22 protein-coding genes and 6 pseudogenes are annotated in these 25,126 nt (G+C 67.4%); 16 read left to right on the top strand and 12 right to left on the bottom strand.

The annotated features are described in order from the left end of the window. Window positions 1-184 precede the first annotated feature (184 nt). Complete coding sequence (locus SLINC_RS00880; RefSeq protein WP_067425384.1) at window positions 185-856, bottom strand: phosphotransferase family protein; 672 nt, start codon at window positions 854-856, stop codon at window positions 185-187. 120 nt (window positions 857-976) lie between these two features. Here SLINC_RS00880 and SLINC_RS00875 point away from each other — a divergent pair, with 120 nt between their 5' ends. Then, on the top strand, window positions 977-2,320 hold the full coding sequence (locus SLINC_RS00875) for an IS630 family transposase (RefSeq protein ID WP_182449132.1): 1,344 nt from the start codon (window positions 977-979) through the stop codon (window positions 2,318-2,320). 134 nt (window positions 2,321-2,454) lie between these two features. Here SLINC_RS00875 and SLINC_RS00870 read toward each other — a convergent pair whose 3' ends face one another. Both SLINC_RS00870 and SLINC_RS00865 read right to left on the bottom strand, forming a co-directional pair. After that, window positions 2,455-3,027: a S1 RNA-binding domain-containing protein gene (locus tag SLINC_RS00870; protein WP_067425381.1), complete on the bottom strand. Its 573-nt coding sequence runs from the start codon at window positions 3,025-3,027 to the stop codon at window positions 2,455-2,457. A gap of 46 nt (window positions 3,028-3,073) precedes the next feature. Continuing rightward, window positions 3,074-4,181, bottom strand: a pseudogene (locus SLINC_RS00865) (IS630 family transposase). Window positions 4,182-4,406: 225 nt separating this feature from the next. Here SLINC_RS00865 and SLINC_RS00860 point away from each other — a divergent pair. From SLINC_RS00860 to SLINC_RS00850, 4 genes and pseudogenes are all read left to right on the top strand, one after another. Further along, the gene (locus SLINC_RS00860; RefSeq protein WP_067425378.1) at window positions 4,407-4,706 is read left to right on the top strand and encodes a hypothetical protein; all 300 of its coding nucleotides are present in this window, start codon (window positions 4,407-4,409) and stop codon (window positions 4,704-4,706) included. A 282-nt stretch (window positions 4,707-4,988) separates the two neighbouring features. Continuing rightward, window positions 4,989-5,177: pseudogene (locus tag SLINC_RS45560) on the top strand (transposase); the annotation flags it as partial. A 200-nt stretch (window positions 5,178-5,377) separates the two neighbouring features. Beyond that, window positions 5,378-6,398: pseudogene (locus SLINC_RS00855) on the top strand (transposase). 42 nt (window positions 6,399-6,440) lie between these two features. Then, window positions 6,441-7,424 (top strand): GNAT family N-acetyltransferase, encoded by a 984-nt coding sequence (locus tag SLINC_RS00850; RefSeq protein WP_067425375.1) that lies wholly within the window; start codon window positions 6,441-6,443, stop codon window positions 7,422-7,424. Between the two features lie 50 nt (window positions 7,425-7,474). Here SLINC_RS00850 and SLINC_RS00845 read toward each other — a convergent pair whose 3' ends face one another. Further along, on the bottom strand, window positions 7,475-7,789 hold the full coding sequence (locus SLINC_RS00845; RefSeq protein WP_067425373.1) for a hypothetical protein: 315 nt from the start codon (window positions 7,787-7,789) through the stop codon (window positions 7,475-7,477). Between the two features lie 164 nt (window positions 7,790-7,953). Between SLINC_RS00845 and SLINC_RS00840 the strand changes: the two genes are divergently transcribed. Then, complete coding sequence (locus tag SLINC_RS00840; protein WP_225988197.1) at window positions 7,954-8,319, top strand: DUF6247 family protein; 366 nt, start codon at window positions 7,954-7,956, stop codon at window positions 8,317-8,319. Window positions 8,320-8,457: 138 nt separating this feature from the next. Here SLINC_RS00840 and SLINC_RS00835 read toward each other — a convergent pair. Together SLINC_RS00835 and bla are read right to left on the bottom strand one after the other, a co-directional pair. Continuing rightward, window positions 8,458-8,646, bottom strand: a pseudogene (locus tag SLINC_RS00835) (transposase); the annotation flags it as partial. Between the two features lie 72 nt (window positions 8,647-8,718). Beyond that, window positions 8,719-9,660: a class A beta-lactamase gene (gene bla / locus SLINC_RS00830; protein ID WP_067425370.1), complete on the bottom strand. Its 942-nt coding sequence runs from the start codon at window positions 9,658-9,660 to the stop codon at window positions 8,719-8,721. 145 nt (window positions 9,661-9,805) lie between these two features. On the opposite strand from bla, the gene SLINC_RS00825 reads away from it, so the two are divergent. The 3 genes from SLINC_RS00825 (at window position 9,806) to SLINC_RS47845 (ending at window position 12,262) form a co-directional block, all read left to right on the top strand. Continuing rightward, on the top strand, window positions 9,806-10,708 hold the full coding sequence (locus SLINC_RS00825; protein ID WP_067425367.1) for a LysR family transcriptional regulator: 903 nt from the start codon (window positions 9,806-9,808) through the stop codon (window positions 10,706-10,708). 2 nt (window positions 10,709-10,710) lie between these two features. After that, window positions 10,711-11,646: a serine hydrolase gene (locus tag SLINC_RS00820; RefSeq protein ID WP_182449273.1), complete on the top strand. Its 936-nt coding sequence runs from the start codon at window positions 10,711-10,713 to the stop codon at window positions 11,644-11,646. A 292-nt stretch (window positions 11,647-11,938) separates the two neighbouring features. Further along, complete coding sequence (locus SLINC_RS47845; RefSeq protein WP_053753354.1) at window positions 11,939-12,262, top strand: hypothetical protein; 324 nt, start codon at window positions 11,939-11,941, stop codon at window positions 12,260-12,262. A 74-nt stretch (window positions 12,263-12,336) separates the two neighbouring features. Here the strand turns inward: SLINC_RS47845 and SLINC_RS00810 are convergent, their stop codons facing one another. Next, window positions 12,337-13,092 carry a class I SAM-dependent methyltransferase gene (locus tag SLINC_RS00810; RefSeq protein WP_067444717.1) on the bottom strand — a complete coding sequence of 252 codons (756 nt, stop codon included), beginning with the start codon at window positions 13,090-13,092 and terminating at the stop codon, window positions 12,337-12,339. 232 nt (window positions 13,093-13,324) lie between these two features. Here SLINC_RS00810 and SLINC_RS00805 point away from each other — a divergent pair, with 232 nt between their 5' ends. The 3 genes and pseudogenes from SLINC_RS00805 to SLINC_RS45555 all read left to right on the top strand — a co-directional run. Further along, on the top strand, window positions 13,325-13,792 hold the full coding sequence (locus SLINC_RS00805) for a hypothetical protein (RefSeq protein ID WP_067425358.1): 468 nt from the start codon (window positions 13,325-13,327) through the stop codon (window positions 13,790-13,792). A gap of 274 nt (window positions 13,793-14,066) precedes the next feature. Beyond that, on the top strand, window positions 14,067-15,575 hold the full coding sequence (locus SLINC_RS00800) for a sialidase family protein (RefSeq protein WP_067425355.1): 1,509 nt from the start codon (window positions 14,067-14,069) through the stop codon (window positions 15,573-15,575). A gap of 515 nt (window positions 15,576-16,090) precedes the next feature. Continuing rightward, a pseudogene (locus SLINC_RS45555) lies at window positions 16,091-16,291 on the top strand (ATP-binding protein); the annotation flags it as partial. A gap of 21 nt (window positions 16,292-16,312) precedes the next feature. Here SLINC_RS45555 and SLINC_RS00795 read toward each other — a convergent pair. The 3 genes and pseudogenes from SLINC_RS00795 to SLINC_RS00785 form a co-directional block, all read right to left on the bottom strand. Then, a complete protein-coding gene (locus SLINC_RS00795) occupies window positions 16,313-17,395 on the bottom strand; it encodes a protein kinase family protein (RefSeq protein WP_067425353.1) in 1,083 nt (360 codons plus the stop codon). A gap of 260 nt (window positions 17,396-17,655) precedes the next feature. After that, window positions 17,656-18,510 (bottom strand): annotated as a pseudogene (locus tag SLINC_RS00790) (IS481 family transposase); the annotation flags it as partial. Between the two features lie 279 nt (window positions 18,511-18,789). Beyond that, entirely contained in the window at window positions 18,790-19,515 is a 726-nt protein-coding gene (locus SLINC_RS00785) for an SDR family oxidoreductase (protein ID WP_067425350.1), read from the bottom strand. Window positions 19,516-19,602: 87 nt separating this feature from the next. On the opposite strand from SLINC_RS00785, the gene SLINC_RS00780 reads away from it, so the two are divergent. After that, the gene (locus SLINC_RS00780; RefSeq protein ID WP_067444714.1) at window positions 19,603-20,481 is read left to right on the top strand and encodes a LysR family transcriptional regulator; all 879 of its coding nucleotides are present in this window, start codon (window positions 19,603-19,605) and stop codon (window positions 20,479-20,481) included. 296 nt (window positions 20,482-20,777) lie between these two features. Continuing rightward, window positions 20,778-21,245, top strand: a complete 468-nt coding sequence (locus SLINC_RS00775; RefSeq protein ID WP_067444711.1) for a GNAT family N-acetyltransferase — start codon at window positions 20,778-20,780, stop codon at window positions 21,243-21,245. On the opposite strand, the gene SLINC_RS00770 is transcribed toward SLINC_RS00775, so the two are convergent. Next, entirely contained in the window at window positions 21,246-22,367 is a 1,122-nt protein-coding gene (locus tag SLINC_RS00770; RefSeq protein ID WP_310736522.1) for an IS630 family transposase, read from the bottom strand. It lies immediately after the preceding gene. Window positions 22,368-22,659: 292 nt separating this feature from the next. Here SLINC_RS00770 and SLINC_RS00765 point away from each other — a divergent pair, with 292 nt between their 5' ends. Both SLINC_RS00765 and SLINC_RS00760 read left to right on the top strand, forming a co-directional pair. Further along, window positions 22,660-22,971, top strand: a complete 312-nt coding sequence (locus SLINC_RS00765) for a hypothetical protein (RefSeq protein WP_067425344.1) — start codon at window positions 22,660-22,662, stop codon at window positions 22,969-22,971. A 407-nt stretch (window positions 22,972-23,378) separates the two neighbouring features. Then, a complete protein-coding gene (locus SLINC_RS00760; protein ID WP_067425340.1) occupies window positions 23,379-23,744 on the top strand; it encodes a hypothetical protein in 366 nt (121 codons plus the stop codon). 686 nt (window positions 23,745-24,430) lie between these two features. Here SLINC_RS00760 and SLINC_RS49990 read toward each other — a convergent pair. Next, window positions 24,431-24,562, bottom strand: a complete 132-nt coding sequence (locus SLINC_RS49990) for a hypothetical protein (RefSeq protein ID WP_257785176.1) — start codon at window positions 24,560-24,562, stop codon at window positions 24,431-24,433. Window positions 24,563-25,126 lie beyond the last annotated feature (564 nt).

Raw genomic sequence — 25,126 nt, 5'->3', positions numbered from 1 at the left:
TGGACAGCTGTCTGTGCGGACCTGGTCGCCAAGGTGGCTTTGGTCACGAGTCTTGACAGCAGTCGTTCATGACTTCGGGAGACACTCAAGAAGTACGGTGTTCGATGTTCACGAGAACCGGCGGCGCTTCCGCTCCGCTGGTAGCCACAGCCTTGGCCCGCTCTGCCGGTACCCGGATCCCGAGCTACTCCTGCCAGTCCGCTGTGGCTGCGGCACGCCCCTGCCATAGCCTCACACCCGGACCGTTCGGCTCCCACCGGTCGCAGAACTGCCGCAGTTCCTCGCACCGGGTCAGCATGGCCGTCCTGCGGACCCGCCAGGGCGGCACCTCCCCGCCGTAGGCCCGGAAGAAGTAGCCGAGTGCAATGCGGTGCTCAGGGTGGTGGGTGCGCACGATCCACTCGCACCAGGCCAGATCCTCGACCGGGTCCCCGAGGTGGGCGAACTCCCAGTCGACCACTGCAGTGACCTCGAAGGTGTCGGGATCGAGCAGCACATTGTTGGGCCCGAAGTCACCGTGCACAAGCACTCTCTCCGCTCTGGGCGCGTCTTCCGGCAGCACGCTCGGTGCGGTTCCGTGGATACTTCGCAGCAACTCTCCACAGCTCGCCAAGACAGCTTCTGGTTGACCGGCGGCAAGAAGCTCCTGGCCAGGCGCACCGGCCACGAAGCCAAGAGTGAGCGTGGCTTCCGTCGTTCCCTGCACCGGCGGCACGGGCAACCGGCCCTGCAACTGGGTCAGCAGTGCGTGCTCACGACGGAGCCTGAGGTCAGCTTCGGGGCCCTCGTACGTCTTCTCTACGACGGCGCCATCGCCGACAGTGTGGTTGGTGTAGCCGTGCTTCAGCGGATGCATCCGCTGATCATCAAACACGGCTGGAGTTCGCGGCCCGGTTCGCCGCCGCTGACCCCGAGGCCACCGGCGAGCTAGTGTGATGCGCCAGAAATTTCGGGGATAAGTTGCTAGCCTGTTTTCATGTCACCGGGTCCTCGTGCTGTTGAAGTCACTCTGTCCGCTGAGGAACACGCGGAGTTGTCCCGCTGGGTAAGCGGGGTGGTGGCGCCGCGTTTTGTGGAGCGGGCTCGCATTGTGCTGGCGTGCGCGGACGGTGCGCCAAATGCGCGTGTGGCGGCAGAGGTCGGCGTGACGGTGTCGACGGTGAGGAAGTGGCGCGGGAAGTTCGCCGCTGAGCGGCTGGCCGGGCTTGAGGATGCCGCCCGTATCGGCCGGCCGAAGGCCGACCTGGTCCTGAGCGAGGCTGAGCGGGATCAGCTCACCCGGTGGGCGAGGCGGGCGAAGACCGCCCAGTATCTGGCGTTGCGCGCGAGGATCGTGCTGCGCTGCGCGGAGGGTGGGACGAACCGGCAGGCCGCGATCGACCTCGGTGTTGATGAGTCGACCGTGGAGCGCTGGCGGGCCCGGTTCATCACCAAACGCCTCGACGGTCTGTCTGACGAGCCCCGGGTGGGCCGGCCGCCCTCGATCCTGCCGGATCAGGTCGAGGACGTCATCGTGGCGACCCTGGAGTCCACCCCGGGCAAGGACACGCACTGGTCGCGGGCCTCGATGGCCCAGCGCACGGGCCTGTCGAAATCGACCATCGGGCGGATCTGGAAGCGGTTCGACCTCAAGCCGCACCTGCAGGATTCCTTCAAGCTCTCCACCGACCCGCAGTTCGTCGCCAAGGTCGTCGACGTCGTCGGTCTGTATCACCACCCGCCCGAGAAGGCCGTGGTGTTGTGCGTGGACGAGAAGTCCCAGATTCAGGCGCTGGACCGCTCGCAGCTGGTGCTGCCGATGATGCCGGGCATGCCTGAGCGGCGTACCCATGACTACTACCGGCATGGCATCACCAGCCTGTTCGCGGCCTTCAACATCGCCGACGGCACCGTCATATCGGAGCTGCACCGCCGCCACCGGGCGATTGAGTTCAAGAAGTTCCTGGTCATCATCGATAAAGCGGTGCCAGCCAGCCTCGATGTTCATCTGGTCTGCGACAACTACGCCACCCACAACACCGCCGAGATCAGAACGTGGCTGCGCAAGCACCCCCGCTTCCACGTCCACTTCACCCCGACCGGCTCCTCCTGGATGAACCAAGTCGAGCGGTGGTTCGGCCTGTTGACCGACAAACTCATCCGCCGGGGCGTCCACACCTCCGTGAAGGCCCTGGAAGACGACATCGCCGGATGGATCGACACCTGGAACGAGAACCCGCAGCCCTTCATCTGGACCAAGACCGCCGACGAGATCCTCAGCTCCCTTGCCGACTACCTCACCAAGGTCGGAACCAACAGCCAGAAAGCGGAGAAGAACTAACCTTCAAGATTTCTGGCGCATCACACTAGTGCTCTGACCAGCAAGGTTCACCGGGTTTAGTCTGCGCCTCCCCTTCGTCAAGCAAGCGCTCTCGGAACGCTCGTGCGAGGAAAGCGTCACAAGGCGCAAAGGAGTCACTGGTGGCGGGATGAGCCTTTTCGTCGGGAGAGCGACAGTGCGCGTCGTTGCTGGTCGATCTCAGTGACGACGACCGCGATCGTGTCGCCGACGTGGACGACGTCCGACGGATCCTCCACGAGCGTCCAGGCAAGCTCTCGTAGGTGGACCAGTCCCTCGATGCCGTCCGCGACCTGGACGAAGACGCCGAACGGGACCAGTTTGGTGACCTGTCCTTGCAGTTTCTGCCCCACCGCGGTGCTGTCGGCAAATGCCTGGAAGGGGTCTGGCTGCATCGCTTTCAAGGACAGTCTGGCCTCCAGGTTCCAGGTGTCGAACTGGAGGAACTCGCAGGAAACGCGCTGTCCGACCTGCACGACATCGGAGGCTGCTTCGAAGCGGCGCCAGGACAGCTCGGCGCATGAGATGAATCCGACGCCGGGGAAGATCGGGTGGCCGGGCCCATCGTCAAGCGCCACGAACACGCCGAACCGTTCGATCGCTGTAACGGTGCCGGAAAGGGACTCGCCGCAGTGCAGTGACTCCAAAAACGCCCAGAGCTCTGGGTACTCAAACGGCCCGCCGATCATGCAACCAGCCTTTCACGAGCAGCGGTGCACTGAGCGGCAAATGCGGTCACGCTGCGGTGCTGAAGCGACGTCCGCCCCAGCGGATACCTTTCTCACTGCGGATGCGGGCACATTCCTTACGTTCGGCTGCCAGGACGTCGCGGTGGCGGGCGTTGGCGTTGCGCCACCGCAGGTAGGCATGCAGGGCACGGGTCTGGATAGTTCGAGTTGGGGATGGTGAACTGCCTCAGCGGTCCGAAGTGGGCCTCGATGGGGTTCGCCCACGAGGCGTAGGTCGGGGTGGAGCACAACTCGACCTTGTTCTTCTTCGCCCAGCGGCGGATGTCCGTTCCCTCGTGGGCGGACAGGTTGTCCAGGGTGACGTAGATCGGTGCGTCGTCGGGCCGGGCGGCGCGGATCGACTTCAGCGCGGCCAGCGTGTTCGCCGCACCCTTCTTGCGGCGGTTGACGCCCCACAGGCGGTCGTCGCCGATCGAGTAGCAGCCGTGGATGGAGCACACTCCGTGGGTGCGGTGGTAGGTGGCCGGCACCCGGTCGGGATGTTTCCGTTCGGCCCAGCCCGAGCCTGCGGTGGGGCGGATGCCGAGCGGTCCGAACTCGTCGAAGGCGAACACCCGGTCGGGGAAGCGGTGAAGGAACTCCTCGATCCGGTCCAGCTTCGCCTCGCGGTCCGGGTCGGGTGATTCCTTCCAGGTCTTGGTGCGTTGGAAGGTGACACCGCGGCGGGCAAGCAGGCTGCGTAACGCCTCGCGGCCGATGCGGATCACCCGGCCGTGGACTTTCCGCAGATAGGCGACGAGCTTGTACAAAGACCAGCGGGTGAAAGGCTGGCCGAGCTTGATGGGGCGGGTAGGGGCCGTCTGGACGACGAAGTCCTCGTCATCTGGCTTGAGCAGGCGGGGACGGCCTCCCGCCCACCGAGGGTCCAGACAGGCCAGGCCGATCTCGTTGAAGCGGTGGATGACATCGCGGACGGTGTCCTCGTCGGCCGCCACGAGTTGGGCGATCACCGGCACCCGGTTCCCGCCGGCCGAAGCCAGCAGCATCATCGCCCGCCGGTACCGCACCGAACTCGTGCTGCCCCGACGCACGATCTGCTGCAGCCGCTGCCCCTCCTGGTCAGTCAGTCTGCGCACACGGACAGGCTCAGCCACCGCACCTCCAGCGGTCGGAACGGACATCACCGCACATCCAACCGCCACGACCACGAACCCGGCGAACCTTCCCGGTCACAGCACCAGCCGCGTTCCTCGCCTGCGTCCGGTCCGGGCAGAGTTGATCTCACCGTCCGCAAATGACCCGGCTCTCCCTGATCTCATCGTTTGTCCGCCGCGGCGGACGTAGGCTGACTCAACTATCTGCCGGAGGAGTGTCACACCATGGAACCGACCGTCGACAGGCCAGCGCCGCAGGTTACCGTTGCAGACATCCGTATCCTTTTGGACTCTTCGGCTGAGCTCCCCGTTCTGTACATCAACTACGGTCCCGGCGACGACGGGGGCACCGAAGCGGAGTTGGACGTGTGGGCCGCAGCCCTGGTCTACCAGCCCGACATCGTCCTCACCCGGGCGACCGCTCTGGACGAGCTTGGCGAGGAACCCAGTAGCGAGACCATCGCGGCGTTCCTGCCGAAGGTTCAGAAAGCTGTGGACCAGATGATTTCGGTCCGGGGCATGTGAAGCTGATCTGTGTCATCGCGCGGGCGGATCTGCTGGACCGGCAACTGCTCCATAACCTGGGTCCCTAATCCGTAGGTAAGGGCGTCCCAATGGATCAGAAGCTTCTCAGGATGTTCGAGTAATGGGCTGCGACGCCTCCGGCCAGCCGGGTCTCCCGAGACCTCCGCATAGAGCGGCGCGCGGTCCCAGTGCTCGGTGTGGCGGCGGTTGCGTGGACGCCGGGCGGACGCCTACTGAGGTCACCTCCACGACCACGCCGCCGACGAACGGCACCGCTTCGCGTCCTCGCAGCGGCTCGGCCGCCACCGATGGGGTGTCGAGAGGACCGTGTCCTGGCTTGCTGGCTGCCGCTGGCTCCACCGCCGCTACGAACGCAAGGCGGAACATTTCCTTGCCTTCGCTGGGAAAGCCGCAGCCCTCATCTGTCACCGCCGACTCGTCCGTGTGGACGGGCATTGCCAGTCAGTGTGAGGCTCCGACAATCCGGGGCACGGAACCGGTCGAGCACCGGAGCTGCCCTGCCTGTTTGTCGTGCCACACGTAGAACGTGAGCAATGCTCATGACTTGTGGATCGGCCTCGGGTTGGACGCGAAGGGCGTACCTTCCCGAGTGATCGATTTCTGGTCATCGAGTAGGCCGACGTTGCACCGTCGGCCGGGAAGGCACGCCCGTGCTGAGCGTAGTGAATGCCGATGGAACAACGGAGACCGGCTTCCTGATCGATGACATCGTCCGTGAGGGCGCGCGGTGCATGCTCGCTGCCGCCCTGGAGGCCGAAGTCAACGCCTACATAGCCGAGTTGGCCGACCAGCGTGATGAGGCCGGGCGTCGCCTGATCGTGCGCAATGGCTATCACCAGCCGAGGAAGGTCACGACCGCGGCCGGGGTGATCGAGGTGAAGGCCCCGCGCGTGAATGACAAGCGCGTCGATGAGGCCACGGGCGAGCGCAAGCGGTTCTCTTCGGCGATTCTGCCGCCCTGGTGCCGCAAGTCCCCGAAGATCACCGAGGTGCTGCCGCTGCTCTATCTCCACGGCCTGTCTTCCGGCGACTTCGTGCCCGCGCTGGAGCAGTTCCTCGGCTCGGCGGCCGGGCTGTCGCCAGCGACGGTCACCCGGCTCACCCAGCAGTGGCAGCAAGATCACGCCGCGTTCGGCGAGCGTGATCTGTCCGCCAGCGACTACGTCTACGTGTGGGCCGACGGCATTCACCTGCGCATACGCCTGCGGGGGGCGAAGTCGTGCGTGCTGGTGCGCCCTGCCGAAATCGGCGCAGCCCGGCGCGAAGAAGGCCCTCCAAGACATCTACAACGCCGAAGACCGCGACCACGCGCTCAAAGCCGTCGCGGCGTTCGAGAAGATCTACGGCGTGAAGTTCCCGAAGGCCGTCAAGGAGATCACCGACGACGTGGACGAGATGCTGGCATTCTACGATTTCCCCGCCGAGCACTGGATCCACTTGCGCACCACGAATCCGATCGAGTCGACCTTCGCCACCGTCCGCCTGCGCACCAAGGTCACCAAAGGCGCCGGCAGCGCGGCGGCCGCCCTGGCGATGGTCTTCAAGCTCGTCGAGTCCGCCCAGGCCCGCTGGCGCGCGGTGAATTCACCCCACCTCGTCGCCCTCGTCCGCGCCGGAGCCCGCTTCGAACGCGGCCAGCTCGTTGAACGGCCACAGGCGACCGCGGCATGAATAGGGTGGCGGACCTGCCTCGAAGTTCGAGATCATCCGATCATGTCGGATGACGCGCCAGGACAGGATCTTCCGGTCGGCTTCAGGTTCCGGCCGTATCGCGGCGACGAAGACCATGGCCCCATGGCCGCAGTGCGGCTGGGGTGTGCCGAACGGGACCGGGTCGATGCCCATTCGGTTGTGGAAGGGCTCCCGACAGCGGCCGAGATCGCCGAAGCCTCTGCCAAGCTGGAGGAGCCGTCCAAGAACCAGATCCTGGTGGTGCGCGACGGGAGCGTCGTCGGCTACTCGACGATCCGGTGGTGGCAAGAGCGGGACGATACGTGGCTCTACCTGCACCGCGGCTACCTCTTGCCCGAGCATCGCCACCAGGGCATCGGCTCAGCCATGCTGAGCTGGGCCGAAGAGCGCATCCGTCGACTCGTCGAACAGCATGGAACGGCGCGAACGGCAGTGATCGGCGCGAACGCCATGGCCTCCGAGCAGGACGCCACGGCGCTTCTGCTGGCAGCCGGCTATCGACGTGTCTTCAGCCTGGTCGAGCTGGAGTTGGGCGATCTGCAGCAGTTGCCCGAGTCGGCCAGCGAACTGCCGGCCGGGATACGGACGGGCCCGATCGGGACCAGCCACTATGGTGCAGCCTGGAGGACGGTCGTCGATTCGTATGCGGACACCCGTTTCACTCAGAAATGGGCTTTCCAGGACTTCGTCGACACCGCCGACCCGGCATGCTGGAGGGCTGCCTGGAACGGGCAGGACATGGTCGGCGTGGCCCTCTGCTCCATCCGCCGTCACGACCACACTGTGGGCGAGGTCGAAGAGCTGAGTGTCCGAACGGACCAGCGACGCCTCGGAGTCGGCCGGGCCCTGCTGCTGGACGGGCTGCGAAGCCTTCGCGAGCAGGGTGCAACAACCGCCCGGCTGTACACGGGCACGGCAAACCCGCACCGGTCCTACGACCTTTACGAGAGCGTGGGGTTCCGGCGGCAGAACGAGTACGTCCGTTACCGCAAGCCGCTCGCTTGACCGAGCCGTCATCGGGCTGTCCAGTCAATCCACAGGATTTGACAATGCCTCTAGAACGTCGCCAACCCGGAGAAGCCCAGATTGCGGATGCGCTCGGCCACCGCGACGGCCGTCTGGTAGAAGCCCAGGGCCTCGGCCAGGGCGGAATCGTCTGTCTCGGCACGCTCGAATGCCCCGCTGCCCAGGTGCGCCCAGCAGTCGATCTGCCGCGGGTCCTCGTGCACGGCGGCGAGCAGTGCCGCCTGGTAGGCCGCCCCGTTTCCGGTGCGCTCACGCAGGCCGAGTGCGCGGTCGATGGGCGGTGGCTCTTCTCCGACGTCGGGGTCGGGCGTCCGGTAGAGGGGCCGCGGTCCGGCCTCGCGCACCGCACGCCACCAGGCCCAGATCGGCGTGCCGCCACGATCGGCGGCGGCAGAGGGGCGAGCGCCCCACCCGTCCTCTGCCCGCGGGTCGTAGTCCCTTGCCGAGCAGTCCCCACCGGCCTCCGCGCTGTCGCCGGCGCCGTGACCCGGTAGGAGGGATCTGTCCCATGCCCGCATCCACGGCCACCCGGCGCGCGTACCGTGAGGTGACGACCCGCCGCCGGGAAGACCAGACGATGTGCGCGCAGCCCGACCACGCACCCGTCACCCCCTACGTCCCCGCCCTGGGAGCTCCGGCCGAACTGCTCGCGCAGCTGCGCGCCGACCGGTGCGCGGAGCGTTGGGTGCCGGCCTTCGAGCGGGAGTGGGCGCAGGCTCTGGAGGAGTCGCGCCGGACGTTCTCCCTTGCCCAGCTGTACGAGGTCGTCCAGGTCTGGCAGGGCGCCTCTCCCACGCGCCGGCGGTCGATGCGTTTGTCGCCAGGCCGCTTTCCGAGGACCAGGAGACGCTGGCCCGCCTGCTGGACATGGTGATCCCCGAAGACCCGGGCACCGAGCACCTCGCCATGCAACTGGCGACGATCCCGATCCCCGCTGCCAGAGCCGGCCACTACGCGACCGGCGGGGCCTGGGGCACTGAGGAACAAGGCACCCCGGTCGGTCTCATCGTCAGCGGTTGTGGACGGTCGACCAGGCGCCGAAATCCGTCGGCATTTCCCGCCACTGCCCGCCCGTCTTGAACCGCCAGATCACGCCTTCGAACTGCTGCCGCAGCCGCTCGGGATACGGGCCGTATTCGCCGATCGGCAGGTACGGCCCGATGAACTCCCACTCCTCGTCCGTCTGTTGCACTCGCGTCACGCAAGAAGATCTACCGGTCCAGGCCCCGCCGAGAGGGCGAATCCCGCAGATTGATCAGACTCGATATGCGCCCTAGCGGCCCAGGGCGTCGGCCGCCACGGTGGCGGCCTTGGCGATAAGGGCGTCGCGGCGGTCGGCGCCCTGCTTGCCGCGGGTGGACATGACCGCCATGACGATGGGATTGCCGCCGTCCTCCGGCCACACCACGGCGATGTTGTTGCGGCCCCCGTATCCGGCGGAGCCGCTCTTGTCGGCCACGTCCCAGCCGTCGGGAACACCCGCCCTGATGAGCGTCCGCCCGGTCATGTTCGTCGTCATCCACTGCCGGAGAAGCTCGCGTTCGTCCCGTTTCAGGGCGTCGCCGAGCAGGAACGCCCGCAGGCTCTCTGCCATCGCACGCGGTGTGCTCGTGTCGCGGATGTCGCCCGGTGTGCCGTCGCTCATCTCCGGCTCGTACCGGTCCATCTCGGTGACGTCGTCGCCGAACTCCTCCAGCACCTTCTCCAGGCCGTCGGGGCCGCCGAGCTCGTCGAGGAGCAGGTTGACCGCCGTGTTGTCGCTGTACCAGAGAGTGGCGGCGCACAGCCCCCGCAGACTCATGCCGGTCTCGACGAAGTTCTCGGACACTGGCGAGTCCGCGACCACGTCGTCCCGCGAGTACGTGACCACCTTGTCGATGCCGTCGGTCCCGTACTTCCGGAGGATGGCGCCCGCCGCCAGCGCCTTGAACGTTGAGGCGTACGCGAACCGGTCGTCCGGCTGGTAGCCGACCGACCGGCCCGTGCCGGTGTCCAGGGCGTAGACGCCGAGCCGCGCGTCGAATTCCCGCTCCAGTGCCCGGAACTTGGGAGCCGTGGGTTCAGTGGCCGCAGCCGGCGATGTCGACCGCTTTGAGGCGGCCGGTGAGCCGGGCCCGGACTCGGTCTGCTGACCGCACGCCGGAAGGGCGGCGAGCGCGAGTAAGCCGGCCGCCGCCCAGGCGGCGCCCCGGCGGATGCGAAGCGGATACGTCATGGAATGGACCTCCAAGCCGTCGAATGACAAGTGGACCGTGCGAGCCCGGGGAAAGCCCTGGGCGGCGACCACTCTCCGGCCCATGGGTCGCCGAGGTCCAAGACGCGGACGTTCAACTCCATGCTGTTTTGGCATAGTAGGACGCGTGGATCTTGTTGCGGCATGTCGCGCGTTCGTCAGTGTGAGCGAGCACGGCAGTTTCACGGTGGGCGCGGCAGCGGTTCGGACGGCCCAGTCCGTCGTGAGTCGCCGCGTCGCCGCGTTGGAGCAGCGCCTGGGCGAGCGGCTGCTGGACCGGTCGTCGCGGGCGGTGACGCTGACGCCGTTCGGCCGGGACATGCTGCCGTCGGCGAGGCAACTCGTGCAGTCGGCCGATCGGTTCGAGAACGAGGCGGAGGCCGCGCGGCGCCGGCCACTGCGTCTCGCCGTTCCCGCCATCTGTCCCACCGGAGCCCTCGCCCGCCTCATCGCGGAGGCGCACGGCCACGGAGTTCTCCTCGACCCGTGTCCCGCAGGGCCCGCGGAGCGGTCCGACCTCGTCACGTCCCGGCATGTGCGAGCGGCGCTGCTCGCGGTGGCTCCCACCGAGGCGGCCTGGACGGTGCCGCTGGGACTGGCGGTCGCGGACGACCCACAAGGGCCGATCTACCTGGACACCCTGCGCCCCGGCCGGGCCGACCGCGACCGGCGGCCCCGGCGCGTGTTGCTTCAGCCGGAGGACGACGTGCCGCACGTCCGGGACCGTCTCGTCCGCCTGCGCGACGCCGTCGGGCTGCGCCCGGCCCAACTGGCCGTCGCACCCGCTGTGGCCGCCGCCGCGGCGGACGTGCTGAGCAGGGGCGACGCGCTGCTGTGCTCGGCCGCACAGGCCCGCGAACTCCGCCTCCACTGGCGGCCCGTAGGCGAACTCGGCCCCGGCTTCGCACGAGGCTTCTCCCTGGCCGTGGCGGACGAGTCGGACGCCGATGCGATCCGCCTACGTCAGGCCTGCGCGTACGGCATCGCCCGGTGCCTCGGCGCCACGGAGCACTCGGAGGCAGCCGCATGACCATGGGTACCGAGAGTCTGCTCGGGGAGCTTCGCCGGACGCTGCGCGACGGCGGGCTGTACGGCTCGTTCCTCGTCCGGGACCTGGAGACGGGCGACGAGATCGGTATCGACCCCGACATCGTGTTACCCGTCGCATCCCTCGTGAAGATCCCGCTCGCCCTGGTGACACTGGAACGCATCCGGCGCGGGGAGCTCGACGGCGCCGCGGTGATCGTGGTGCCGCCCGGGCGGATCACAACCCCGGGTCCGACCGGCCTCAGCCGGTTCCAGCACGCCGCCCACATCGCCGTGGAGGACCTGCTCTACCTCAGCACCTGCATCAGCGACAACAGCGCCGCCGACGCCCTCTTCGCACTCACCCCGCCCGACCGGGTCGGGGCGGTCCTGCACGAGTTCGGGCTGCGCGGCATCACCGTCCGGCACACCATGGGCGAGTTGATGGAAACCCCGGTGGAGCGTTTCGACCCGGCGGACGTACATCTCGCGCACGCCCTCGCGATCGACGCCGGCACCCCCGGGCGCGGCCACCGGGTGCCGCAACTCGACATCTCACGTGCCAACACCGGGACGGCGCGGGCTTTCGTCGACCTCCTGCAGGCACTCTGGCAGTCGCGGTCCGGTACCGAGGGGGCCGAGCCCCCGGCGATCCACCCCGACGTCGCGGCACGGGTGCGCGGCTTCATGGCCAACAACCTCGTGCGCAACCGCCTCGCCCCGGACTTCGACTCCGATGCCTCCACGTGGTCGTCCAAGACAGGCATGCTGCTCAACCTGCGCCACGAGGTCGGCGTCGTCGAACACGCCGACGGCCAAACCTATGCCGTGGCCGTCCTGACCGAGTCACGGGTGGCCGCCGGCAGGCAGCCGGGCGCCGACGCCCTCATGGGCCAGGTGGCCCGGCGCCTGCGTGACGAGCTCCGTTCGAGATGGGTCTAGGGTGCCTATCCAGTTCGTAACGACGGCGGACCAGGCGACGGGCAGCCCGCAGTTCATCCCCGTCCTGAAGAAGGTGCGGGTTCTACAGGGAACGGAACACCGTCGAGCGCGCAGTCAACAGGATGAAGGCCTGGCGAGGCATCGCCACCTGGTTCTGTCGGTAGTTGGTGGCGTCAGTTGTTCGTGAAAGCTGACGGCACCAGGTGATGGCCCAGAAAGATGTTCGCGAATTCTGACGTCACCATCGGGGTTGCGGTGTCAAGCTGGATGTGCTCAGTGAAGGAGACCCCCGATGCCGCCTGGCCAGTCGAAGGTCGAGTTGTACGCCGCGCTGCGGCGCGACTCCCGCGATGGCATGTCGAACCGGGCGTTGCAGTGCAAGTACGGCGTCACCTGGAGCACGGTCAACAAGACCCTGACCTCGGCTTGGCCGCAGCCACGCACGACAACCGCCTCGGCGCGGCCGTCGAAGCTGGATCCGTTCACGCTGCTGATCGACGAGATCCTGCTCATTGATCTGGACGCGACCAGGAAACAGCGCCACACCGTCACCCCGGATCTACCGCCGTCTGATCGACGAGCACTCCTCGTCCGAGGCGTTGCGCTGACCACTTGAACCCGCACCGATGAGAGGGCGCAAGCGTCCTGCGAGCAACCGCGCGGTCCGGCCAGGGACTGAGAGTCCGGTGTTTATACCTTGCTCGCGACCACCATGTAGTTCTCGGCCTCAAGATCGAACGTGCTCAGTTCCGTTTGGAGTCCGACCCGGTGCAGCTCGACTTCGAGTTCCTCGCACCGGTAGGGCCAGCAGGACAGCAGTTCCGAGCGGACAAGAACCAACCCGGTCGCATCAACTTGCGCGATTGCAATCTCGATGTGGTGCTCCTCCTCCCAATGCGGCGCAATCTCCCAGCGGTAGACCACGACGGCATCGCGACCGTTCCGGCGGACGAGTCGGTCACTGATCTCCAGCCGGGAACCTCTGGCCCTCACGAGTTCCCAAGTGCGGGATGTGAGTACCAAGCGCCCGCCGGGGCGCAGAAGCCGTGACATCGACTCCAGTGCAGCACCCCTGCCTGTCGCGCCCGCGGCATGGTGAAGCGAGTTGCCAACGCAGAACACCATGTCGAACGTGTTGTCCTGGAAATGGTCGGGCAACTCTTCCCAGTTCGCCCGTACGGCCCGGACGGATGCCCCGAACTCCTCAGACAACTCTGCAGTCCGACGAACCATCGCCTCGCTGGCGTCAGTTGCGACAACCTGCATGCCACGACCGGCGAGGCCAACCGCCAACTGTCCGGTTCCGCACGAACAGTCGAGGACGTGAGCGTTCGACGGCAGGAGATTGAGGACGTCGTCGAACGACGCAGCGAACTCGGCTGGAGGCAACTTTGCATCCGAGATGAGCCATTCGTACACCTCGGCAAGCACGCCATAGCCTGTCACAACCACTACCTCCGTCACGCGGCAGACTCACGGTAGGACGTCAGTCCATCAGCGGAGCAAGCCGGTCACCAATGGTTTTCGCAAGGATGGCTCTGACGGTGTTTGTGGGTTGTCAGTTGTCCGTCCGAGTGGATGTCACCGGCTGGTTGGCTGGGAAGTTGTTCGTGAGAAGTAGTGTCACTCGCGAGGTTGCGGTGGCAAGGTGAATGTGCTCAGTGAAGGAGCACCCCCGATGCCGCCTGGCCAGTCGAAGGTCCAGGTGTACGCCGCGCTGTGGCGCGACTCCCGCGAGGGCATGTCGAACCGGGCGCTGGAGCGCAAGTACCGGGTGGGCTGGCGGACTGTTCAGAAGGCGCTGAGTTCGGCGTGGCCGCAACCTCGGGAACCGTACGCGCCTCGCCGTTCCAAGCTGGATCCGTTCAAGCCGGTGATCGACCAGATGCTGCTGGCTGATCTGGATGCGCCGAGGAAGCAGCGTCACACGGTGGTCCGGATCTATCGCCGGTTGATCAACGAGCACGCGATGGACGACGTGTCCTACCAGGTCGTGCGCGCCTACGTCGCCAAGCGGAAGCCGGAGATTCGGGTCGAGGCCGGCCGTGGCCCGGCGCGGGTGTTCATCGAGCAGTCGCACCTGGCCGGCGCCGAAGCCGAGGTCGACTTCGGCGAGGTCGCGGTCCGTTTGCGGGGCGAGCTGTGAAGTGCCCCCTCACCGCCGTGGGTTCTGAGCCGGTGCCCGTGCGGGTCGTGCTGCCCGCCGACCCGTGCCAGGGGCTGAGGAGGAGGTCGCGGCGGTACACCAGGCCGCAGGACACGTCCGTGCTCCCCGCTGGCGGCCGACCCGAGCCGCCCACCCGCGGCCGCGGCCGACGGTAGGCCTACTGCGGGGGAAGTAGGAGTGACAGCTCCACGTGTAGGACGACAGTGCGGGGGCGCCTTCCGAGGATGGGACAACCTTCTGGAAGGAGCATCCCATGCACAGTTCTGCGCATTCCTCGCGGCGTTCCCCGACCGGGCGTACCGCGCGGCGTTCCTCGGCCGTGCTCGCCGCGGTCCTGTTACCGGCGCTCGCCCTGTCCGGCACGCCGGCCGGGGCGGCGGCCGGCGAAAGCGGGCCGGATCCGGTGCGTCTGTCCGGGGCGAGTCCGTTCGCCGGCTGCGCGCCCGGTGGGCTGGACGGCAAGATGGCCGACGGTGCCATCGAGCCCCAACTCGCCGCCGATCCGGGCGACTCGCACCGGATCGCCGCGGTGTGGCCGCAGGACCGACAGCGCGGCCTGGTCCTCGCCGTCACACGGAACGGCGGAAAGTCCTGGAAACGCACCGTCGTTCCGAACCTGACCAGGTGCTCGGGAGGCCGCCACGACTACGTTGACCAGCCGGCGGTGACGTACACCGGCGACGGTGCCCTGCTGGTGACCGGCGGCCTCTCCATGGCTGACGGCTCCGCCAGCGCGGGGATGTCGGTACGTTCCGACGACGGCGGCCGGACCTGGACGCGGCCGGCGGTGATCATGAAGGAGACCGATCCGAGCCAGGGCGGGGTCGCGTCCGGGCCGGCAGTTGCGGACCCGCGCGACGCGAACGTGCTGTACGTCGTCACCCCGCGGTTCCCGGCGCAGGCGCGGTCCCACAACGACGCCTGGATCAGCCGCAGCACCGACGGCGGACGCAACTGGCAACCCCCGACACAGGCCGTGGACTCCGGTGACCAGCACCTGGCCTCCGGCCACCGGCTGACCGTGCTGGACGACGGCACCCTGGTGAACGTCTACAGCCTTGTCCGGTTCGGTGAGGGCCCCATCACCAACCGGCTCACCCTGCAGGCCGTACGGTCCACCGACGGCGGCCGGACGTGGTCCGCACCGGTGAAGGTGGCCGATCTGCGGACCAAGTGGCTGTTCCAGGACCCCGAATCCGGTGAACAGGTCTCGCACACCACGAGCCTGCTCTCCGACACCGCGGTCGACCGTCGCACCGGACGGATCCTGGTGGCCTGGCAGGACGCGCGGTTCAGCGACGGCGCCGCCGACGCGGTGGCCCTGGCAGCCTCCGACGACGGTGGTCGCACCTGGTCCGCGCCGGTGAAGGTGAACCGCACACCGACCGGCATCCCCCTGCCCAACCAGCAGGCGTTCACCGTCGCCCTGGACGTCGCCGGTGACGGAACGGTCGGCGTCTCCTACACCGACTTCCGCCACAACGACGCGGGTACGCCACTGCTGACGGACCGCTGGCTGGCGCGCTGCCGCCCTCAGCAGTCCGACTGCGCCGGTTCCTCGGCGACCTGGCGGGAGACCCGGCTGACCCCGACGCCGTTCGACATGCGCCGGGCGCCGCGGATCCCCGACGAGGCCAGTCCCCGCGGCTACTTCCTGGGCGAGCAGATGGGACTCGTCGCCACCGGCCACCGGTTCACCGCGGCGTGGGCCGTACCGGACGCTCCGGGCAGGGCCGCCGTCCACTCCTCCACACCGCGGTAGTACGACGGCAGCCGCCCGGCGGCTCACAGGGAGTCCTATGACGGGTTCTGCTGGCCTGGATGTCCTTCCACACGCCGCACCGGCCAGGCTTCGCGAAGGGCAGGTAGCAGGAGGTCCAGGGGTTTCGTGGCCCCGCGCACGCACCCATAGTCGAGCAGTGCGAGGCTGGGAATCGTAGGATGCAGAGACTCCATGAGACGGACTAGGACGAGCTGAGATTCAGCCGCCTCGAAACGTCGCGGAGGGCCTGACCACCGGTTGCACCCGGTAACCAGACCCTCCGTCGAGTACAGCAGTCACCGAGCCCGGCCGTCTTGCTGTCGGCCGGGCTCACTGCTGAGCTTCGGGCCTCCGGCAGGGTCTACGGGCTCTGAATGAGGACCAGAAGTACCGCAGTACGTCGATGATCGGTACAACCACTGGCACCCAGTCAACAAACGCCTGACGCCAGGTCAGGACCCGATTGAAACAGGTGCAGTGCACATGTCGATCCATCACCCCTCCCCGCAGTTGGGACCGAGCGCGAGGAGAAGAACAGCGTCGCCATCGCTTCGAACGAGAGTTTCAGCGGGTGGACAAAGACGTTCACCGACCCTCGACTCTGTGCGCCCATCGTCGACCGGCTGTCCTTCAACAGCGCCATCATCCAGACCGGCACCGAGTCCTACCGCCTCGCCCACACCAAAGCACAGGCCGAACGCGCCGCGGTCGACTGATCAGAGCGGAGCAATGGGCCCTCACTCCCCTGACCTTGATGCGCCAGCCAGGGCCCGCTGGACCTCAGCCGCGGGGAAGGGAGTGCGCTTGCTCTGCGTAAGCAGTCGATGATGGAAGTCGTCCAGGACGATTGCATGCGAAGCGTGACGGTCGATGATCTCGACGATGTCGGGCGGAACGTCGGCGGGTTGGTGGCCGTCGACCCATTCACGCAGGAAGGCCCCGTGTTCGGTGCCACGACGCACGCCGGCTGGCAGGTGGTAGCGAAGCAGGTGGTTCGGTGCGTGGGAGCGGTCGTACACGAGGTGATCAGCGAGGAAATCGCGCTCCTCCGCCGAGAGTTCAAAATCGCGGCTCAATGCGAGCCCGAAGTCCGCGAAGTACACCCGCTGGCCGTCGGTGAGCAGATTGGCGAAGTGCGCGTCAAAGTGGACCAGTCCGCGCGCACTCATGAACTCTGTCCCCCGCAGCAGCGCATTCTCGACCCATCGATAGGGCGACTCGCCTCCCGGCTCCGACGGGGCCGCATCACGGCTGTCGCCGAGCCACTCGGCGAGCGTCTGTGGCACATGCTCCAGGAAGAGCACCAGGCTGAAGGAGGACCTCCCGATGGCCTCCAGCCGACGGCGCACGGCCGACGAGCCCTCCCAATGTGCTACGGCCCCCTCAACGCCGCCGAGCCCATCAACGAAGCCGACAGGGGGACTGTCAGGCAATACCCGCCAGTGGTACAGCAGCGGGAAATCCGCGTACTCGTTCTTCAGTACCCAGCCTGTCGTCATGATGTGCGCGGCCAGCTCACGCCAGGCACCGAACCCCGCCGACCCCACCCCGTACTGGTAGAAGAGAGGAAGCTCGAACACGTTTGCGGTCGACCGCGCGTGCTCCGGCTGCAACTCGATGTCCGTCAGCGGGACCCGCTTGACGAAAACGCGTATCCCCTCGACTTCCATCTCCGCCGACCTACCGCCGATACCGGAGCCGAGACTCGGCGCAGCGGACACCGCATCCTCAAGCCGACGGTCACTGAACAGGGACAGCCGTGCTCCCACGGCCACGTAAGCGGACACTCGCGCGGCATGCCCTGACTCGGTCACATCCATCGGCGGCTCCAGCCTGACATCAAAACTGACTTCTGTTGATCATGCCAGGGCAGCGAACGAGACTCCCGAAATTGTCGCCAAACGACTCGCTAACCTCGATCTTTCGCGAGGGCCCGTCGACGGAGTCGGTGGACCCTTTCGCTTTCCGGAGCCGTTGGTGGGCAGGCCGGCGGCCCGGCTGTCGCGTCGGGTGGGCGCCGGATTCCACTGCCCGGGGCGGGTGATGTTGTCGTTGAGACGGTGGACGTCGCTGGTCAGCCGGGGTACGCGTCGCGGCGTTCCCGCTCGCTGAGGTAGGGCTTGGCGTAGGCCCATTCGTCGAGGAGGGTGCGGTTGAAGCGTTCGACTTTCCCGTTGATCTGTGAGCGGTAGGGGCGGGTGCGTTTGTGGGTGATCCCTGCGTCGGCCAGCGTGTTGGCCCAGGTGCGCGAGCGGTAGAAGGAGCCGTTGTCGGTCAGGACGCGCTGGACGGTGATTCCGGCCTGGCCGAAGAAGTTCTGCGCCCGGGTCCAGAACGCGGAGGCGGTCTCCTTCTTCTCGTCGGCGAGGATCTCGCTCTAGGCCAGGCGGGAATGATCGTCGACGGCGTTGTGGAGGTAGCTGTAGCCCCCGCCGATCCGGTTCTTGCGACCGGCCTGGCGGCCCAGCACTTGATGGCCGCCGCCGTTGGGGATGTTGCCGAGCATCTTGATGTCGACATGTATCAAGTCGCCTGGTGCGGCCTGCTCGTAGCGTCGGATGACACCGCCCGTGGCGCGGTCCAGGTGCGACAGCCGGGCGATCCGGTATCGGATAAGTACTCGGTGCACGGTGGAGGGATTGAGGCCGAGCAGGTAGGCGATGCGGGCTGGGCCCCAGCGGCGCAGGACGCGGACTTTCATGATGCGCCGCTCGGTGCGGGTCGGCGTTTGACGCGGGCTGAGGTGCGGGCGGCTGGAGCGATCCGTCATCCCGGCGGGTCCCTGCTCGCGGTAGCGGTCGGCCCACCGTTTCGCTGTGACGGGTGAGACTTGGAAGCGTTCCGCCGCGCGACGGAGTGGCCATTGGTCGTCGACGACGCACCGCGCCAGGCGCAGGCGGCCGGTCTCGGTCAGGGGTGCGTTGCGGTGGACCATGTGGGGTCTTTCTGGCTGGGAAGATGACGATGGCCGGGTGCACGAGTGATGTCTCGTGCACCCGGCCGTTGGATGGGCGCCGGCAAGTGGTGAGGTTCGGTAGCAGGTGGTGAAAACGTGGGTGGGCTCGCGCGGAACGCGTGCGCTGTTCGCGGGTCGCCATCTCTCAGGCGGGGCTCGCCGATCACGCTGCGCATGTCGGTGTGGTGTGGGGTCCACCCCAGTTCCTGGCGGGTGCGTGGCGCGCCCACTGCCACCTCGGCGCTCTCGCGCGCAGGGTTACCAGGCGACGGCTCCCTTGTCGTCGAAGAAGCCGCCTCGGGGGCCGTCGTCGGGCAGGGTGGCGAGGCGAAGGGCGATCGCGGCGCCCTGCTCGGGTGTTCGTTCCCCGGCGAATCCGGTGAAGTCGGTTGCGACGTACCCGGGGCATGCCACGTTCACGATGATGTTCGTGTCAGCGAATCGGCGGGCGTACTGGGCTGTGACGCTGTTGAGCATCGACTTGGAGGGTGCGTAGGCGGCCATGACTGGGCCGGTCTGCAGCGTCAGCGAGCCCATGTTGCTGGACATGTTGACGATCCGGGGCGAGGCGGCACGGCTGAGCAGCGGGAGCATCGCGTTCGTCACCCGTACAACCCCGAACACGTTCGTTTCCAGGACTGTGCGCAGGGCGTCGAGGTCGAGGGTCGTGGGGTCCTGCGCCCCGTCCGCGAACCGGCCGGAGATTCCTGCGTTGTTGACGAGGACGTCGAGTCGCCCGGCTTCCTTCTCGATGCTCGCCGCCGCTGCGGCGACACTGGCGTCGGAGGTGACATCGAGGGCGACTCCGAACGCATCTATGCCTGCGGCATGCAACCGCTGCACGGCCTCCTTGCGTCGGGCGTCGTCACGTGCGCCCACGGCGACGGTGAAGTGAAGGGCTCCGAGACCCTGAGCGATGGCGAAGCCGATTCCCTTGTTCGCGCCGGTGACCAGCGCTGTCTTGGTGTTGTTCACGCTGCCCATGCTCCGCGCGCGGCGTCCGTTTCGTCCAATATCGATCAAGTACGCTGTGATACCCGGCGGGTATCACAAGGTGGATAGGGTATGCGCATGGACGACCTGGAGACCCGTGAGCTGCGGTACTTCGTTGCGGTCGCCGAGGAGCTGCACTTCGGGCGCGCGGCCCAGCGGCTCGGGATCGCGCAGCCGCCGCTGTCGCGCGCCATCCGGCAGCTGGAACGTCGGCTCGGCGTCCAGCTCCTGGACCGGGACCGACGAGGGGTGGCCCTCACCGGCGCCGGCGGTGTCCTGCTGCGCGAAGCCCGGGTAGCCCTCGATGCGGTCGCGGCTGCCGCGCACCGGACCCGGCGGGCAGAGGATCTCCAGCGGCCACTGGTCCTGGTGACGAAAGCCGGCGCATCACACGAACTGCTGCAACGACTCCTCGCCTCGTCGGCAGCCGACACCGATACTGCACCGGTCGAAGTCGTCCTGTGCGAGGTCGGCGAGCAGGCACGGCTCCTGCGCAGCGGGCGCGCAGATGTGGCCCTCATGCACCGGCCGGTCGACGACCTGGCCGGGTTCGATACCGAAGACCTCTGCACCGAAGGCCAAGTCGCACTCCTCCCGTCGGGACACCCGCTCGCCGCACGTCCCCAGCTCACCCTTGCGGACGTCGGCAACGTGCCGGACCTTCCCATCGCCCGATGGCCCCGGCCCGACGGCTCCTACCCCGACGGCCCCGGGCCAGAGGTGCACACCCAGTCACAACTCGCTCAGCTCGTCGCGCTCGGCAAGACCCTGCTCGTCATCCCTGCCTCCAGCCGCGCCTGGCAGTGGCCCGACCATGTCGCGGTGCCCGTCGTCGACGCCCCGGACATCACGACCGTGCGCGCATGGCCGACTGGCCACCACTCATCGGCCCTCGCCGCACTGGCCCGAGCCGCCGCCGGGGTTCGCAACACGCCACCAGCTGCGCCCACGCCCTGAACCTCCTCGCCACCCGACTCCACGGATGTCAACGGGGGCCAACCAGAGCTATATCGTTACCAACCTCTGTGAACGGAACAGCTAGTGCTCTGACCGGGAAGGTTCACCGGGGCGCAGGTAGGGACGAGTGGATGGGGCGCGATCTGGGCGGGGCATGCATCAGTCCCTGTGGAAACAGTTGGACACGTCCTGGACTCTCCACGACGATTCGAGCTGTGACAGACAAAGTCGAGCGCCGGACCCCGGCACCCACGAGCCCGAAGTCCGTGCGATTTGTTGAGTTGTCGAGCACGACCATGAGGGCCTTGCTGAAGGACGACCTGGCTCGCGCGAGTGCCGAAGCAGGTGTCGCTCTCACCGAGTATTTCGTCACGGACACGGCAAAGTGGGTGTGGCAGTATCGGGTCAATCAGCTGACCTCGGACCCGGGTTACACGGGGTGGCTCACTGAGATTGTGGTGGCCGAGCCGGAAGGTGCCGTCGTGGGGTATGCCGGGTTCCATGGGCCGCCAGATGAGGCGGGGATGGTGGAGCTCGGTTACTCGGTGGTCCCCGTCTACCGTCGTCAGGGCTACGCCAGGGCGATGCTGACCGCGTTGGTGCATCGGGCCGTTGCCGAAGCCCGAGTCGGGACCGTGCGGGTGACGATCAGTCCTGACAACGCCGCATCCCTGGCCACGATTTCGGGGTTTGGCTTTGTGGAGGTCGGAGAGCAATGGGACGAGGAAGACGGCCTCGAAGTCATATTTGAAGTTCCTGTCTGATCAAGCTGCTGCTGGAAGAGGTCGGCCTCCCCAGCGGATGCCTCTCTCGCTTCGGATGCGGGCGCGTTCCTTGCGCTGGGCGGCGAGCACGTCGGGGTGGCGGGCGTTGGCGTTGCGCCAGCGCAGGTAGGCGTGCAGGGCGCGGGTCTGCACGGTGTGGTTGTGGTGTTTCGAGTTGGCGATGGTGAACTGCCTCAGCGGTCCAAAGTGTGCCTCGATCGGGTTTGCCCACGAGGCGTAGGTCGGGGTGAAGCACAACTCGACCTTGTGCTTCTTCGCCCAGCGCCGGATGTCGGCGCCCTTGTGGGCGGACAGGTTGTCCATGATCACGTAGATCGGGGCGCCGTCGGGCCGTGCGGCGCGGATCGATTTCAGCGCGGCGAGAGTGTTCGCGGCGCCCTTCTTGCGGCGGTTGACGCCCCACAAGCGGTCGTCGCCGACCGAGTGGCAGCCGTGGAAGTACCGGACTCCGTGGGTGCGATGGTAGGTGGCGGGCAACCGGTCGGGACGCCGTTGCTCGGCCCAGCCAGAGCCCGCAATGGGGCGGATGCCGAGCGGGCCGAACTCGTCGAAGGCAAAGACGCGGTCCGGGAAGCGGTCCAGGACGTGCTCGATGCGGTCGAGTTTGGTGTCGCGCTCGGGGTCTGGTGATTCCTTCCAGGTCTTGGTGCGCTGGAAGGTGATGCCGCGGCGGGCGAGCAGGCAGCGTAATGCTTCGCGGCCGATGCGGATGATCCGGCCGTGGATTTTACGCAGGTAGGCGGCGAGTTTGCGGATCGACCAGCGGGTGAAGGGCTGGCCGAGCTTGGCGGGTCGGGTGGTGGCCGTTTGGATGACGAAGTCCTCGTCGTCAGGGCTGAGTTGGCGGGGACGGCCTCCCGCCCATTGAGGGTCCAGGCAGGCCAGGCCGATCTCGTTGAACCGGTGGATCACGTCCCGGACGGTGTCCTCGTCGGCCTGCACCAGTTGCGCGATCACCGGCACACGGTTCCCGCCGGCCGAGGCCAGCAGCAGCATCGCGCGCCGGTATCGCACCGAACTCGTGCTGCCACGACGCACGATCTGCTGCAGCCGCTGACCTTCCTGGTCGGTCAGTCTGCGCACACGGACAGGCTCAGCCACCGCGTCTCCAGCGGCCGGATCGGACGTCACCGCACATCCAACCGCCACGACCACCAACCCGGCGAACCTACGCGGTCACAGCACTAGGCACTCACAAAGCGGTTTGATCATTCGATGGATCTGGCGAGCGGAACATGTCCGCAACTCTCTGCTCCGCGAGCCTGGTCGAGCCACGCTGGATCCAATAGCAGTAGCCGCTGACGCTGGAACCGACGATGACACTGGCTGTTGTCAGCACGATGTAGAGCCATGCTCGTTCATGACCCCAGGCTCCGCCCTCCGCGGAGTACTAGTGGACGCCGTCATCGGCCACCTCGCCGAAGACGTCGAACGGAACAAGCAGACCCCGAAGGGGGAGATCACTCTCTTTGATCTTCCCGCCGACACAGTGAAGATGCTGACCTGGTACATCCAGCACCACCCCGACAGCACCGCGAGCATCCTCGGAACCATCTGCTTTGAGGCCCACGTCCGGCTCGAACTCGACCCGGCCCAAGTCGGCGCCGTACTGCGTCACTCATTTCACATGGACAGCGGCCTCGGCCAGGACCTCATCAACCGCCTGATGGACATGGCGCTGCCTCCGTCCGCGCGCAAGCGTTGACAAGGCCAGGTCCAGTTCGCCGACAGCGCGCAGCTGTGCCCCGTCGCCGCGTCCGGTTCAGCGTCGGCCAGACGGCCACCACACTCGGCATGTCCGGCCGGGCGGGGGAGCAGTTGGACGCGGCGGTGCCGAAGGTCGTGGCGCCAGCGGAGGGGGTGCTGGTGAAGAGGGCTTGACGGGGGCCGATTGTGGGACGGCCGGGCCGGGCCGGGCGGGGGAGACGGCGCTGGCCCTGTCGCCCCACCCACCATAAAGGCCCGGGACACCGCGGTGTCCCGGGCCGACTGTGTACTCCTCCGCCCACCCTGGAGAGTTATAGGTACGCCGTGAGCGGCAGACCCACTACGTTGGCCGCGGTTGACTGACCGCGCCGAACGCGCGCACCACAAATCGGGGGAGAAACCGTAATGCGTAAGCGCATCACCACAGCTCTCGGAGCCGCAGCCGCCGTCATGCTCGCCACTGCCACCGCATCCGCGGACACCGGCCGTCCGGACACCGGCGTCAAGTTCCTCGATGGCTCCGGGAAGTTCACCCGGCCCTGCGGTACCACCTACCAGGTAGGTCTCACGACCACAAAGGTCGCCGCGGTCAAGCGCCGTGACGGCCGTTGTGCAGGCCACGTGTGGCTTCGCGTCCACGGCAACGCGTGGGGGCAATGGCGTCACAGCGACACCGAGATCACCCTCAACAGCCCCAGCGGCACGTTCGACAGGGCCCAGATCAAGGGCTGCGGAGAGGACTATTGCAAGACGTACGACGTGTACGTCTAGGGCCTGCCCGGCCGACGTTAACAACGCTCGTGATCAATACATCTAGGCCCCTTCAGCAAGACGGTGGTCGACAGCACGACACCGTCGGCAAGTCCGCCGGTGTCCTCCTGACGGCTACGGGCCGCAAGCCCGAACCCGTTCCAGGACCCCTGGCAGGCGCGTTGGACCCGCGTCCGCCGACACGTCGGGCCGGCACCGCTCTCGGTGCCGGCCCGACGTGCATGCCCGGCAACGCCTCGCCCGGCCAGACCCCGGGTGGCATCGGCCATGGGTGGCGGCTCGCCCTGGTTGGCGCGAGTAGCCTCCGCGTGCGCCTCGTGCGCCTCGTGCGCCTCGTGCCAGAGCCGTGCAATCCGCTGATCGGATCTGTCCAGCCTCTCCTCGAGGTCGGCCCCGGGTCCCAGTCACGTACGCGGTACGCCAGTTGACCAGCGACGGCCATGACCACGTCGAAGCCGGGCAGCTCCGGCTTGCTGAGGGCGTTGTGGATGTTCGTGTGCTGAACCGGCCGTCGAGGCTTTTGGTGATGTTCCGGGTGGTGGGGCAGCCTGCCCGCGTGTGCGGGTTGTGCAGTTCCACGTTTTGATCGCGCAGCGCCTTGCGTGAGTCCGGCAGTTCCGGCCGCTTGATCTTCCCTGACTGGCCCATGTGACGGTGTCCTTCCTCTGCCGTACGGGCGTTGAGCATCAGATGTCGGCGGCTTCGTGGTCCGGTGCGCGTCGAGGGCGCCGCCGGCGCCAGTGGAGCCCCGCCCGGCGGGTGCCCCAGATGATCAGCGCGACGAGGAGACCAGACGCGACGTTCTCGATGACGTTCATGGCGTAAAGGCTGTACCCGGCCCCGGCCCCGGCCCCGGCCCCGGCCCGGATGGACAGATGTGAACAGCCGCGTGAGTGTGACTGGTCGAGGTGGATGACACCAGCGGGTCCGCCGAGCAGGCTCGATGCTCCACTCTGGTCTCGATAGTTGGCGCTGTTTGGTCATCGTTGTTGGCACCTGCTCGGGTTGGGCGGCTGACCTGGCACGTCGTGGTCGCCGCCATGCTGGTGGCCGGGGTGGTGCGGCTGATCCTGTGCCCCCGACGCCGACTCCCGCCGTGGTGTGGATCTACACCGCCGTATTCGTCCTGATCGCGGTCGGCGGCAAGGGTCCGCAAGCCGCCGTGTACGGGACCTTCATACCCGCCACCCTCGCCTCGGCCGTCTACGGCGGCTTCCTCGCCCTGGTCTGGACCCACTCGTACTGTGCGCTTCCGGGAGGCAGGAAGCGTACGAGCCGGCCGCCTTCGGCAGGGGAGAAGAGGATGCGACGGGGGCATTCACGGATGTCCGGCTGGCCACTATGGTATGGGAGCGCTCCCATTCACCTTACGGCGATCCGGC

It is taken from the genome of Streptomyces lincolnensis, assembly GCF_001685355.1.
GTDB classification, from domain to species: Bacteria; Actinomycetota; Actinomycetes; order Streptomycetales; family Streptomycetaceae; genus Streptomyces; species Streptomyces lincolnensis.
The sequence above is the reverse complement of the archived record's forward strand: the minus strand, read 5'-3'. Positions and strand labels throughout refer to the sequence as shown.